Here is a 13851-nt window from a genome sequence, read left to right as displayed (position 1 = left end):
GGGATATGCCCCGATTGGATGAATGAATGACTGAAAATAGCGCGGTTCAGAGTGCTGAAAAATTGATGGCACCCCATGATCTGGTTGTTGCGGCGCAAGCGGCGCGCAAAAATGCCTATGCGCCTTATTCCAAATTTCTGGTCGGTGCGGCATTGCGCACCGAAAATGGCGTGATTATTGCGGGCTGCAACGTTGAAAATGCGGCCTATCCTGAAGGCGTTTGTGCCGAAGGCGGGGCCATTTCGGCGATGGTTTTGGCTGGTGAACGCAAGATTAGCGAGATTGTGGTGGTGGGCAGTGGCGATGTTGCCTGTACGCCGTGTGGTGGCTGCCGCCAGAAAATTCGCGAATTTACCGGCCCGGATGGCAACATTTTTGTGATTAACGAAGCCGGAAAAACCCTGCTGACATTAACCCGCGAAGAGCTTATCCCGCATTCCTTCGGGCCGGAGAACCTGTCATGAGCAATATCGATGCTGCCCTTGCTGTTATCGCCCAAAAAGCCCCCGGTTTTAGCGTTGATGTCGCGCTGGTTCTGGGCAGCGGGCTGGGCGGTGTTGTTGATGCGGTCAGCGATGCCATTACCATTGACTATGCCGATTTGCCGGGTTTTCCCAAACCAACTGTGGTCGGGCATGGCGGGCAACTGGTGCTGGGCCGTATTGGGGCTGTATCGGTTGCGGTAATGCAGGGCCGCGCGCATTATTACGAACATGGCCGGTCAGACCTGATGGCGGAACCGTTGGAAGTTTTACGCAAGCTGGGTGCTGATCGCCTGATTTTAACCAATGCGGCGGGTTCTTTGGTCGCCGAAGCAGGCCCTGGCAACCTGATGCTGATAACCGATCATATCAGCCTGTTTGGCCCCAATCCGTTGATTGGTTATCACGGTGCAGATCGCTTTGTGGATATGAACGCGCCCTATGACCCGGAAATAGGGGCAGGGCTGCATCATACCGCGGCAGAGCTGGGCATTGCCCTGTTTGAAGGAACATACGTCTGGTGTACCGGCCCCAGCTTTGAAACGCCTGCCGAAATTCGGGCATTGCGGGTGATGGGGGCCGACGCGGTTGGTATGTCAACCGTGCCGGAAAATATTTTAGCACGGCGTCTTGGTTTCCGGGTTGCCGCTGTTTCCAACATTACCAATCTGGCCGCCGGTATGAGTGCAACAGCCCTTAGCCACGAACAAACACTGGAAATGGCGAAAGAAGGATCGGCAAATCTGATCCGCATTTTGCTGCGTTACTTTGCCCAAAGCCAGTAACAACAGCCTGCTATAACCGGGTTTTGGGGCGGGCAGCATTTAGGTGTCCGCCTTGACTTTTTAATCAACTGCCGAGCAGGGGAAAAAAATGCTGCCGCAGGAAATTATTCGTCGCAAACGTCAGGGTGACGTTTTAAGCGAAGATGAAATTGCCTTTTTTGTCAACGGGATCGCTGATTTTTCTATTAGCGAAGGGCAGGTTGCCGCCTTTGCCATGGCTGTGTTTTTTCAGGGCATGACAATGGACGAACGTGCCGCATTGACGCGCAATATGCGCGATTCCGGCACGGTGCTGGACTGGAAAAAACTGGGGCTGGAAAACGGGCCCGTGGTCGATAAACATTCGACTGGTGGTGTTGGCGACAAGGTCAGCCTGATGCTTGGCCCGATTGTGGCCGCCTGCGGCGCGTATGTTCCGATGATTTCGGGCCGGGGGTTGGGCCATACCGGCGGGACGCTTGATAAATTTGATTCGATACCGGGTTATCGCACGGCACCGGACCTGGCTGAATTTGCCAAGGTCACGCGCGAGGTTGGCTGCGCGATTATTGGCCAGACCGCCGATTTGGCCCCGGCGGACAAAAGGTTTTATGGCATTCGCGATGTTACGGCGACGGTGGAATCCATCCCGCTTATTACGGCGTCAATCTTGTCAAAAAAACTGGCGGCGGGGCTTGATGCGCTGGTGATGGATGTCAAATTTGGCTCTGGCGCATTCATGAATGAATATGACCGCGCCCGTGAACTGGCCGAAAGCATCACCGAGGTGGCAACGCGCAATGGCGTGCCAACCACAGCCCTTTTGACCGACATGGACCAGGTGCTGGGTGAAACGGTTGGCAATGCGCTGGAGATGAAAGAAGCAGTCGATTTTCTGACCGGTAAAAATCAGGAACAGCGTGTTTATGATGTGACACTGGCGCTGGCGGCCGAAATGCTGGGGTTAACCGGCATTGCCGATGACGTGGGCGATGGCTTGCAAAAGGCATCGGCCGCCCTGTCATCGGGCCGCGCGGCCGAGGTGTTTTCGCGCATGGTCGGGGCCCTTGGCGGGCCGGGCGATTTTGTCGAAAATATTGGCAAATATCAGGAAGCGGCACCGATGGTTGCTGAAATTTCGGCGACAAAAACCGGGCGTATTTTGTCGATGGATGCGCGCAAGGTTGGTTTGGCGCTGGTCGCCCTTAAAGGCGGGCGGACCCGGGCCGATCAGGAAATTGATCATGCGGTTGGGTTCACCGACTTTGTTCGGGTTGGGCAAACGGTATCGGCCGCATCGCCGTTATGTGTGGCGTATACCCGCGATGAAAACCAGTTGCGCGTGGCCGAAAAAATGCTGCGTGAGGCCATTGTGATTGGCGAGGGCGAGGTTGCCCAAACTGGTACTGCCGGTGCTGTACGCGAACGCATTGTTGCCAAGCGCAACGCCGATTAATCCTGAAATACGGATCGACAAAACAAAAGGGCCGGACAAAATTTGTCCGGCCCTTGGTTTTGATATCACCGTTTATTCAGGCCGCGTCAGCCTTGATCAGCTGTGCAGCCTTTTCGGCAATCATGATGGTTGGGGAATTGGTATTGCCCGACACAATGGTTGGCATGATCGACGCATCGGCCACACGCAGCCCGGCAATGCCATTGAACTTCAATGCCGGGTCAACCACGGCATCGTGGTCAATCCCCATGCGGCAGGTGCCCACCGGATGGAAAATGGTGGTGCCAATGTCGCCCGCCGCACGGATTAAATCATCCTCGGTTTCATAAACCGGTCCGGGTTTGAATTCCTGCGGGTTATAGGGCTGAAGTGCCTTTTGTGATGCGATCCGCCGGGTTTGGCGAATGGCATCAACCGCAACCTGGCGATCGGCTTCCGCACTCAGGTAATTGGGCGCGATGGCGGGTTGTTTTTTGAAATCCGGGTTGGTCAAATGAATGGAACCGCGGCTTTCGGGGCGCAGGTTGCACACACTGGCAGTAAAGGCCGGGAAGGGGTGAACGCTGTCGCCAAATTTATCAAGTGAAAGCGGTTGCACATGATATTGCAAATTGGGCATGTCATAGGCCGTTGACGACCGGGTAAACATGCCAAGCTGGCTGGGTGCCATCGACATCGGGCCGGATTGTTTGACCAGATATTCCAGCGCGATGGATGCCTTGCCAAACAGGGAATTTGCCTGTTCGTTCAGGGTTTTGATGTTTTCGACCTTATAGGCACAGCGCAATTGCAAATGGTCTTGCAGGTTTTCACCGACCGATTTGTTTTCATGGGTAACGGCGATGCCTGCTTTTTGTAAAACATCGCCCCGGCCAATGCCTGACAGTTCCAGAATATGGGGGGATCCGACTGACCCGGCAGATAATATGATTTCACGCCGCGCCCGCACGGTGCGGATGGTGCCGTGATGATCAAATTCCACCCCAACCGCGCGGCCGTCTTCGATAATCAGCCGACGAACCTGCGCATGAGTTTGCAGGTGCAAATTGGGCCGGTCAAGGGCAGGGCGCAGAAAGGCCTTGGCGGTGTTCCAGCGAATGCCGCGGCGCTGGTTAACCTTGAAATAGCTCGATCCCTCGTTATTGCCGCGGTTGAAATCATCAATCTTGGCAAATCCGGCCTGTGCGGCGGCATCCTGAAAGGCATCAAGAATATCCCAGTGCAGGCGGGCTTCTTCGACGCGCCATTCACCGCCTGCGCCGTGCATGTCGTCCTTGCCCTGATAATAGTCTTCCGACTTTTTAAACAGGGGTAACACGTCATTCCAGCCCCAGCCCTGGCACCCGGCCTGACGCCACTGGTCATAATCTGTGGCCTGACCGCGCATGTAAATCATGCCATTGATCGACGAACAGCCGCCCAAAACCTTGCCGCGCGGGTACGAAAGCGACCGCCCGTTTAAACCGGCCTCGTTTTCGGTTTTAAAGCACCAGTCAACCTTGGGGTTGCCAATACAGTAAAGATAGCCCACCGGGATGTGGATCCACGGATGGCGGTCCTTGCCACCGGCTTCTAACAGCAAGGTGCTGGCACTGCCAATTTCGGACAGGCGGTTGGCGAGCGTACAGCCCGCCGAACCTGCGCCGACGACGATATAGTCGAATGTTTCTTCACTCATGAACCGGCGACCTTACTGCTTTGTCCGCAAACCAAGGCGGGCACCCAGACGTGATGCGTTAAACTCGCCAATGATGCCGCGACGAAATACCAGCACGCAGATCATAAAGATCAACCCGGTCAGGACCGTTACCGGAAACGCCGATGCTGCCAGATAGTTTTGCAGTGTCACAACAAATCCGGCACCAAAAATAGGACCAAAAATGGTGCCAATGCCGCCCAGAAGCGTCATCAGGATCACTTCCCCCGACATTTGCCAGGCAACGTCGGTCAGCGTGGCAAACTGAAACACCAGGGTTTTGGTCCCACCCGCCAAGCCGGCAAGGGCGGCTGACATGACAAAGGCCCCCAGTTTGTAACGGCTCACCGAATAGCCAAGGGAAATGGCCCGGTCTTCGTTTTCGCGGATGGATTTAAGGATCATGCCAAAGGGCGAATGCACGATGCGCCAGATGGCAAAAATGCCAATGAGGAAAATCGCCAGCACAAAGAAATACATGTTTAGCGGTTGGTTCAGGTCGATAAAGCCCAGTAAATGGCCACGGGGCACACCTTGCAGCCCGTCTTCACCATGGGTAAATTCGGCTTGCAGGCAGAAGAAATAAAACATCTGTGCCAGTGCCAGTGTGACCATGGCGAAATAGATGCCCTGTCGGCGAATGGCGAAAATGCCCATGATCAGCCCAAGAAAGGCCGCGCCAATCACCCCCAGCAGAATGCCAATTTCGGGCGGAACGCCCCATTCCTTGACGGCGTAAGCCGTGAAATAGGAAGCCCCGCCAAAAAATGCGGCATGGCCGAATGACAAGAGACCGGTATAGCCCAGCAACAGGTTAAAGGCGCAGGCAAACAGGGCAAAGCACAGAACCTTCATCAGAAAAATAGGATAGAAGGTGAAGGGCGCAATGATTAACCCGAGCAAAGCCAGAACCAGCAAGATTAGCTGAATACGGGTACCGGTGCTGGTGGTTGCAGTGGATGTCATGGAAGATGTTTTCATATCACGCATCCCGACCAAAAAGACCGGCAGGCCGGACCAGAAGAACCAGTGCCATGATGACAAAGATCACGATATTTGAGGCTTCGGGGTAAAAGACCTTGGTTAGGCCTTCGATGATGCCCAAGGCATAGCCGGTGACAATTGCCCCCATGATCGACCCCATGCCGCCAACCACGACAATGGCAAACACCACAATGATCAGATTGGAGCCCATAAGCGGACTAACCTGATAGATCGGGGCGGCCATGATTCCGGCCAGGGCCGCAAGGCCCGAGCCCAAACCGTATGTAAGGGTTAGCAAAAGCGGGACATTGATGCCAAAAGACTGCACCAGGATCGGGTTTTCGGTGGCGGCACGCAAATAGGCACCAAGACGGGTTTTCTCGATAAGAAGCCACGTACCGATACACACAATCATCGATGCGATAACAACCCAGCCCCGATAGATCGGCAAATACATGAAACCAAGATTTACCCCGCCGCTGAGCAGCTTGGGGGTGGCATAGGGTTGCCCGGACGAGCCGTAAAAATACCGGAACGTTCCTTCAATCACCAGCGCCAGACCAAAGGTAAATAGCAGACCATAAAGATGGTCGAGTTCATACAGGCGGCGCAGGGCAAAACGTTCGACGATGATGCCGGTGATACCGACAACGACAGGGGCGAGAATAAGGGCAAGCCAGTAATTGACGCCAAACCAGGTCAGCAACAACATGCCGGCAAAAGCACCCATCATATATTGGGCACCATGGGCAAAATTGATGACGCGCAGCAAACCGAAAATAATCGCCAGGCCAAGGCTGAGCATTGCATAGAACGAGCCATTGATCAGCCCGATCAGCAATTGTCCCAGAAACGCCTGAATGGGAATTCCAAATATCATGATCACGGCGTTTAAACTCCTAGAACCTCGTGCAGCATATCCATGCGGTCGGGCAGTTCGCTGGCGTCAAAACCAGCCGATACCAGACCATGTTCCATCAGATAGAACCGGTCGGCGATCTTGCTGGCGAAACGAAAATTCTGTTCGATCAGCAAAATGGTCATGCCGCGCTGTTTAAGGGTCTGTAAAACTTCGCCAATGCGCTGGATAATAACCGGGGCCAGCCCTTCGGTGGGTTCATCAAGCAACAGCATGTCAACGCCAATGCGCAACATGCGCGCCATGGCCAGCATCTGTTGTTCCCCGCCCGAAAGTTTGGTGCCCGAACTGGTTTTACGCTCATAAAGATTGGGAAACAGGTCGTATATTTCCTCGATGCTCATGCCGCTATCAGATACTTTGGGCGGCAGCATCAGGTTTTCTTCAACGCTGAGGGTTGAAAATATACCCCGTTCCTCGGGCACAAACCCCAGGCCTGTTTTTGCGGTTTTGTGCAAGGGCAGGCGCATCAGGTTATGACCGTTAAATTCAATTTCGCCAGTGCGCTTGCGCAATATGCCGACGATCGAACGCAGGGTCGTGGTTTTGCCCACCCCGTTGCGTCCTAAAATGGTTACGGTTTCGCCGCGCCGGACATTAAGGTTAACGCCGTGCAAAACATGGCTTTCGTCGTACCATGCATTAAGATCCTTGACGGACAGAAGGATATCTTTGTCAGTCATCATCCGTCCCCATATAGGCAATTCTTACGCGTTCATCGGTGCTAACCGTGTCATAATTGCCTTCGGCCAGTATTTCACCGCGCTGAAGAACGGTAATGTGATCACACAGATCGGCCACCACCGTAAGGTTATGTTCCACCATCAGGACGGCACGGGTTCGTGCGACTTCGCGAATGATTTCGGCGACACGGCCGACATCTTCCTGCCCCATGCCCGCCATCGGTTCGTCAAGCAGCAATACCTTGGGGTCAAGCGACAGGGTGGTCGCAATTTCCAGCACACGTTTGCGCCCATAGGACAAATCGGCGGCGTAACTGTCGATGTCTTTTTCCAGCCCGACAGATTTCAAAAGTTCAATCGCCCGGTCGTTCAAGCGGTCCAGAGTATTCATCGAGCGCCAGAACTGAACGGCCAGCCCGCCCGGCCGTTGCAAGGCAACACGCACATTTTCCAGAACCGTCAGATGGGGAAAAACAGCCGAAATCTGAAACGACCGCACAAGCCCCATACGTGCGACACGGGCAGGGGACGTTTTGGTAATATCCTGGCCCAACAGCGTAATCGTGCCGCTGGTGGGTTGAAGAAACTTTGTTAACAGGTTGAAAACAGTGGTTTTGCCTGCGCCATTCGGGCCGATCAGCGCATGCACCTTGGCGTGATGTACGTCAAGGTTGACATTGTTGACCGCGGTAAAGCCACCAAAATCGCGGCGGAGGTCACGAGCGGAAAGAACCACTCGTGCCTCGTTCGCGTTTTGCGACATACCGGGATTTTGACGTTCTCCGGTTGCCATCATGTTTTTACTGCGCCAGCGCGCAGCCGCTTTCGGATGGTTTGATAAACGCTTTGTCACCCGGAACGGTGGCAAGAACGTTGTAATAATCCCAGTCGCCCTTCATTTCGGACGGCTTTTTCACTTCCATCAGATACATGTCGTAAATCATGCGGCCATTGGCGCCGACTTTGCCGTTATGGGCAAAAACGTCATTAACCGGCATTTCATGCAGGGCCTTGGAAACGGCTTCGGTTTCGTCGGTGCCGACTTTCTTGATTGCTTTGAGGTACTGCAACACAGCCGAATAGGTGCCAGCCTGAATCATGTTGGGCATACGACCGGTACGGTCATGGAAGCGCTTGCCAAATTCACGTGATTCGTCGTTGCGGTCCCAATAGAACCCTTCGGTCAGCGACAGCCCCTGTGCAGCTTCGGCACCCAGACCATGAACTTCGGACAGGGTAAACAACAAGGCAGCAAGGCGTTGACCGCCCTGAACGATGCCAAATTCCGATGCCTGTTTGATGGCATTGGCGGTATCAAGCCCGGCGTCAGCCAAACCGATGACCTTGGCACCTGAAGCCTGCGCCTGAAGCAGGAAAGACGAGAAGTCGGTGCTCGAAAGCGGATGACGCACCGACCCCAGAACCTTGCCGCCATTGTCGGTGACAAATTTCGAGGTCTGTTCTTCCAGCGAATAGCCAAAGGCATAATCGGCGGTCAGGAAGTACCAGGTGTCGCCGCCGTTTTCGACCAGCGCACCGCCGGTACCAACGGCCAGAGCGTGGGTGTCATAGGCCCAATGAAAACCGTAAGGCGAGCATTGATCACCGGTAAGGGCGGTTGTTGCCGCACCGGTAACGATGTCGATCTTTTTCTTTTCCTTGGAAATACCCTGAACCGCCAGTGCAACTGACGACGTGGTCAGTTCCATGATGGCGTCAACCTTGTCTTCGTCATACCATTGACGGGCAATGTTGGCGGCAACATCAGGCTTGTTCTGATGATCAGCCGTGATGACTTCGATCTTTTTATCGAGAACCGTACCACCAAAATCTTCGACAGCCATTTTGGCCGCTTCATAAGACCATTTGCCGCCAAAGTCGGCATAGACGCCGGACTGGTCGTTGAGAATGCCGATTTTAACGATATCGTCGGAAATGCCAGCCGCATATGCCGGAAATGCAGCAGCGGCCGCCATGACGGCAACGGATGCCATCGCGAGTTTCTTCATCTGAGGTTCCTCCCTAACTGAACCATATTGTTACCGCCAATCATGTTGACTGGCGGGTGACGTTCCTGTTTCCCGAAATCTGTTTTAACCGTGTGCCAAAAGACAGCGACGGAACACAGGTGACGGATAGAAATACACTGTGCTGTGTACTTTTTTGTTTTTGTAACGCACCGGAAAGTTTCGATGCCCTGATACTGTCCTCCTGCGCGGTGCCACCGGCAAGCGAACTTATTGTTTTGTTGTTCGATATGAACGCTAACATTGACGAAAACGTCAACAAATATATAATTTTGGACATTATCTGTACAAAAATGAACAGAAGGTGCGGATGCATAATTTTTCGTGGGACGATTTACAGTATTTTTTGGCGGTTGCCCGCGATGGTCAGCTATCGGCCGCAGCACGCCGTTTGCGCACCAGCCATGTTACGGTTGCCCGCAGAATAGACCGGTTAGAGCAGCGTTTGGGCGCAAAGCTGTTTGAGCGTAACCCGCGTGGGTATGTTTTAACCCCCCTTGGTACACGGTTAATGGGCCCCGCCGAAATGATGGCGCAGGAAGCCGACAAGCTTTTAGGGGAAGTCGGAACCGGGTCATTTGCGCTTAGTGGTGTGGTGCGGTTTAGTGTGCCGGAAGGATTCGGTAATTTTTTTATTGGTGAAAAATTGCCGTTATTTGCCAAACGCCACCCCAGCCTGGCGATTGAAATGGTCAATATTCAGCAAATCGTTTCGCTTTCGCGGCGCGAGGCCGATATTTCGGTGGCGTTAAACACCCCCAAAACCGGGTCTTATCACCGTGAAAAAATATCAAGTTACGCGCTATACGTTTATGGATCCCGGCAATATCTGGCCGAGCATGAGGCCATAACCGAACGGGCACAATTGGCCACGCATCCCTTTGTTGGCTATATTGAAGACATGATTTTCACTCAGGAATTGAACTATCTGGGTGAATTATTGCCAGGGTTGCGGGCGGGGTATCAAAGTTCCAGCGTCTTTGCCCAGTTAAAGGCAACACGGGCTGGTTTTGGCTTGTGTATTTTGCCCTATTTTATGGCGGTTGAATTTGATGATCTGGTGCCCGTCCTGCCAGCAACGGTTAAAATCATGCGCGATTACTGGATGGTCTGCCATAGCGACATGATCAATGTGGCGCGGATTCGATTGCTGGCCGATTTTATCCGCGAAGAAACCCTCGCCGCCAGGGATTTATTAACGGCGGCCCACATGCCTGCTGCCGTGGAATTTTAGAACCATTCAACCTTTGGCGCGGTTTCAATTGCCAGAAATTAGCCCGTAGCTAAACATTGCCAGTGGTATGTGCCGTTTTAATAAATGTGGGCAAAGGGGCGGCAATGATCCGTTTTCCATTAATCGATCGATTGCCAATTTCGGGCACGGCGGCAAACCCGGAATCGCCCCGGCGACCGGGCAGTATGCGGCGCATAACCGGGCTGGTGGCGGGGCCGTTGGCCTTTGCCGGTTTTCTGGTGTTTTCGTCGCCGGGCGATGTGCCGGTTGCGGCGTGGCATGCCGCCGGCCTTGCCAGTTTGATGGCGATATGGTGGCTTAGCGAGGCCATTCCACTGGCGGCAACGGCGCTGCTGCCGTTGGCTCTTGGTGCGGTTCTGAGCATTGGGACAACAGCCGACATCAGCACCAATTACGCCAACCCGCTGATCTTTATGTTTTTCGGCGGGTTTGTCATTGCATTGGCGATGGAGCGATGGAATTTACATTTGCGGATCGCGCTTATGATCATTGGCAAGGTCGGGTTTCATCCCTCGGCGTTGGTGGCCGGGTTTATGGCGGCAACGGCATTTTTATCGATGTGGGTCAGCAACACCGCCACGGCAACCATGATGCTGCCGGTTGCTGTTTCGTTGATTACGCTGTTTAGCAATTTTGATCGCGCCCAAAATCAGGAACGTGCCGAACAGAATGGCCCGCCAGACGACCCGGTAAAAACAGACGAAAACACCGATGAAACGCTGCTTGATCGCGGGTTAAGCCCGGCGACACATAATCTCGCTCGCTGTTTGTTGCTTGCCATTGCCTATGGGGCGGGTATTGGCGGGGTGGGTACCCTGATTGGCACGCCGCCCAATGCCTTGCTGGCCGGGTATATGGCGCAAACTTACGGCATCACAATCGGGTTTGGGCAATGGATGCTGATCGGTGTGCCCTTTGCCGCAATCCTGCTGGTGATTTGCTGGTATTTGTTGTGCCGGGTGATTTATCCGTTAAGTGATCATTTGCCTGAATCTGTTGAAATAGCGTTGCAAGAACGGATTGACCGATTGGGGCCGATGGGGCGGGGCGAAAAACGTGTTGCCATTGTATTTGTGGCAACGGCGTTGTTGTGGTTATTTCGCCCGTTACTCGGCCAGATTTTTCCGCAAATTGCGCTGAGCGACGCCGCAATTGCGGTTTTTGCCGCCATTTGTTTATTTGCCTTGCCGGTGCGCGCCCGGAAAAACCTGTATGTGCTGGACTGGAAGGCAACATTGCGCTTGCCATGGGGGATATTGTTGCTGGTGGGGGGCGGGCTTTCCCTTGGTGCCTTGATCAGCGACACCGGCCTTGCCAGGGTTATTGCGATTAACATGCAGGCAATGCCCGAAATGCCGCTAATGCTGCAAATATTTCTGATTGCCACAGTCATCATTCTGGTTAGCCACTTAACATCCAACACGGCAACTGCGGCGACCTTTATGCCCCTGCTGGCGACCTACGCGATCGGCAAGGGGATCGATCCCATGATTATGGTGGTGCCGGTGACGCTGGCAGCAAGTTGCGCCTTTATGTTGCCAGTTGCGACACCCCCCAATGCCATTGTTTTTGGCAGCGGCTATTTAAAAATAGACGATATGGTGCGGGCCGGATTGCTGTTGAATATTTGCGCACTGGTATTGCTGGTGATACTGGCCATCGTGCTGGTACCGATTGTGTTTTGATTTTGGCCTATGGTCTTGCATCTTTCGCCCGATCCCCGCATTTTAGAACCAGCGAAAGACAATAACCCCTTATAAAATCATATTCGCCGGATCGGAGAAAAAATGGGTAAATTAGACAGGCGCCGCCGCGAAATTCTGGAAAAGGTCGCGGCAAGCGGCTTTATGACAATTGATGCCCTGGCGACGCATTTCGATGTTACCCCGCAAACAATCCGGCGCGATATCAATGAAATGGCCGAAGAAGGCCTGATCGCCCGGTATCACGGCGGTGCTGCCAGCCAGTCGACGACCGAAAACACCGCCTATACCGACCGTCAGGTTCTCAATCTGGATGCCAAACGCAAAATTGCCCGTCTGGTTGCTCAGCACATTCCCGAAGGGGCCTCGTTATTTATCAATATCGGGACGACGACCGAAGAAGTTGCCCGGGCGCTGTCTGACCATAAAAACCTGAAAATTATTACCAATAATTTGCATGTCGCCGAAATTTGCGCGGCCAATCCGGGGTTCGAGGTGATTATTGCCGGGGGCGTGGTGCGCCAGCGCGATTTTGGCATTATTGGCGAAGCCACCATCGACTTTATCAGCCAGTTCAAGGTTGATTATGCCATTATCGGCATTTCGGGTGTTGATGAAGATGGCAGTCTGATGGATTTTGATTATCGCGAAGTGCGGGTTGCCCGGGCGATTATTTCCAATTCCCGGCAAACATTTTTATGCACCGACATTTCCAAATTCGGCCGCCGGGCAATGGTGCGGCTGGGGCATTTGTCCGAGGTCGATGCCCTGTTTACCGATATTGCACCGGGAAAAGCGTGGGACGACATTCTTGAGCAAGCTGATTTATCGGTTTATTGCGCCGATTAAGACCAGGCGGGACCAACAACTGGCCGGGTATGTGGGGCAGGTGGCGCATGTGCCCCGCCAGGATGTCATTAGATGTTAAGCGACCAGATGCTGGCCCCGGTTTTGGGTGCGCATCGAAATCGGCCCTTGCGATGATCCGCTTAGCATTTGGGCCAAATGGGGGTTTTTCGCGTGGTCTATCTGGTCACGCGGGCCGGACCAATAGACGCGGCCTTCATGCATCATGGTTAAAAAATCATAACGGGTTCGCGCAATGGTCATATCGTTGGTAACGGTAATAACCGTGGTCATGCGCTTTTTAGCGATGGTTTCGATCATGTTTTCAATATGGTTGGACAAAACAGGGTCAAGTCCGGCTGTCGGATTATCAAGCAGCAGAATTTCCGGGTCATTGGCAATGGCGCGCGCAATGCCAACACGTTTTTGCATGCCGCCCGATAAATCCGATGGCCGCAATATGCTGCTATCGGCATCAAGCCCGACCAGCCCTAACAATTCAACGGCTTTGTCGCGGGCCTGTTTGCCTTTTAGGGACCCGTTTTCAATTAGCTGAAAACAAACATTTTGCCAGACAGGCAAGCTGTCAAACAGGGCGTTTTGTTGAAACAACATACCGATTTTATCGGTCCAGTGACCCTGATTTCCATCGGCTTTGTCGGCAACGTTTTTTCCGGCAATCAGGATTTCGCCGCGATCAATCTCATAAACACCGGCAAGGCATTTTAACAACACGCTTTTACCCGCAGCCGACGGGCCAATGATGGCCATGGTCTGCCCGCGGTCAAGCGACAGGCTGACATTATCGAGTACAATGTTTTGGCCGAAATTTTTACCCGTTTTTTCAAGACGCAAAAAGGCTGAAGCATCCGGGGTTGCGGTTTCGGCGATGTTGGCAGTGTCGTTGGGCAATGTCATGGGTCAATCAATGTTATGCGGACAATAAGGTTGGGATACTCGCTGCTTGGCGGGCAGGGTGCAAGGATGAAATGTGTCAAACGCAAAACGGCCCCGAAAATATCGGGGCCGTTCGCAG

13 protein-coding genes are annotated in these 13851 nt (G+C 53.5%); 6 read left to right on the top strand and 7 right to left on the bottom strand.

Translation table 11 applies throughout. The features are described 5' to 3' along the window. The first annotated feature begins 26 nt into the window (after positions 1 to 26). From cdd to deoA, 3 genes are all read left to right on the top strand, one after another. A complete protein-coding gene (gene cdd, locus TMES_RS20670) occupies positions 27 to 464 on the top strand; it encodes a cytidine deaminase (protein WP_085586143.1) in 438 nt (145 codons plus the stop codon). Further along, a complete protein-coding gene (locus TMES_RS20665) occupies positions 461 to 1267 on the top strand; it encodes a purine-nucleoside phosphorylase (protein ID WP_085586141.1) in 807 nt (268 codons plus the stop codon). Before cdd ends, TMES_RS20665 begins: the two co-directional genes overlap by 4 nt. Positions 1268 to 1355: 88 nt before the next feature. Continuing rightward, complete coding sequence (deoA, locus tag TMES_RS20660) at positions 1356 to 2702, top strand: thymidine phosphorylase (protein ID WP_085586139.1); 1347 nt, start codon at positions 1356 to 1358, stop codon at positions 2700 to 2702. A 76-nt stretch (positions 2703 to 2778) separates the two neighbouring features. Here the strand turns inward: deoA and TMES_RS20655 are convergent, their stop codons facing one another. The 6 genes from TMES_RS20655 to TMES_RS20630 are packed head-to-tail and all read right to left on the bottom strand — an operon-like array spanning position 2779 to position 8993. Then, on the bottom strand, positions 2779 to 4380 hold the full coding sequence (locus tag TMES_RS20655; RefSeq protein WP_085586137.1) for a GMC family oxidoreductase: 1602 nt from the start codon (positions 4378 to 4380) through the stop codon (positions 2779 to 2781). Positions 4381 to 4392: 12 nt separating this feature from the next. Beyond that, on the bottom strand, positions 4393 to 5379 hold the full coding sequence (locus tag TMES_RS20650) for a branched-chain amino acid ABC transporter permease (protein WP_143589759.1): 987 nt from the start codon (positions 5377 to 5379) through the stop codon (positions 4393 to 4395). A 1-nt stretch (position 5380) separates the two neighbouring features. Next, the gene (locus TMES_RS20645) at positions 5381 to 6262 is read right to left on the bottom strand and encodes a branched-chain amino acid ABC transporter permease (protein ID WP_425444068.1); all 882 of its coding nucleotides are present in this window, start codon (positions 6260 to 6262) and stop codon (positions 5381 to 5383) included. An 11-nt stretch (positions 6263 to 6273) separates the two neighbouring features. Further along, the gene (locus TMES_RS20640; RefSeq protein WP_085586132.1) at positions 6274 to 6984 is read right to left on the bottom strand and encodes an ABC transporter ATP-binding protein; all 711 of its coding nucleotides are present in this window, start codon (positions 6982 to 6984) and stop codon (positions 6274 to 6276) included. Beyond that, entirely contained in the window at positions 6977 to 7747 is a 771-nt protein-coding gene (locus tag TMES_RS20635; RefSeq protein WP_085586130.1) for an ABC transporter ATP-binding protein, read from the bottom strand. The genes TMES_RS20640 and TMES_RS20635 overlap by 8 nt, the downstream gene beginning before the upstream one ends. A gap of 37 nt (positions 7748 to 7784) precedes the next feature. Then, a complete protein-coding gene (locus TMES_RS20630) occupies positions 7785 to 8993 on the bottom strand; it encodes an ABC transporter substrate-binding protein (protein ID WP_085586128.1) in 1209 nt (402 codons plus the stop codon). Between the two features lie 328 nt (positions 8994 to 9321). Between TMES_RS20630 and TMES_RS20625 the strand changes: the two genes are divergently transcribed. The 3 genes from TMES_RS20625 to TMES_RS20615 all read left to right on the top strand — a co-directional run bounded on the left by TMES_RS20625 (position 9322) and on the right by TMES_RS20615 (position 12818). Next, the gene (locus tag TMES_RS20625) at positions 9322 to 10245 is read left to right on the top strand and encodes a LysR family transcriptional regulator (RefSeq protein WP_085586126.1); all 924 of its coding nucleotides are present in this window, start codon (positions 9322 to 9324) and stop codon (positions 10243 to 10245) included. A 104-nt stretch (positions 10246 to 10349) separates the two neighbouring features. After that, complete coding sequence (locus TMES_RS20620) at positions 10350 to 11951, top strand: SLC13 family permease (RefSeq protein WP_085586124.1); 1602 nt, start codon at positions 10350 to 10352, stop codon at positions 11949 to 11951. Between the two features lie 102 nt (positions 11952 to 12053). After that, entirely contained in the window at positions 12054 to 12818 is a 765-nt protein-coding gene (locus TMES_RS20615) for a DeoR/GlpR family DNA-binding transcription regulator (protein WP_085586122.1), read from the top strand. Between the two features lie 75 nt (positions 12819 to 12893). Here the strand turns inward: TMES_RS20615 and TMES_RS20610 are convergent, their stop codons facing one another. Further along, complete coding sequence (locus TMES_RS20610) at positions 12894 to 13733, bottom strand: ABC transporter ATP-binding protein (RefSeq protein WP_085586120.1); 840 nt, start codon at positions 13731 to 13733, stop codon at positions 12894 to 12896. Positions 13734 to 13851: the final 118 nt, after the last annotated feature.

Source organism: Thalassospira mesophila, assembly GCF_002115755.1.
Lineage (GTDB): Bacteria > Pseudomonadota > Alphaproteobacteria > Rhodospirillales > Thalassospiraceae > Thalassospira > Thalassospira mesophila.
The sequence above is the reverse complement of the archived record's forward strand: the minus strand, read 5'-3'. Positions and strand labels throughout refer to the sequence as shown.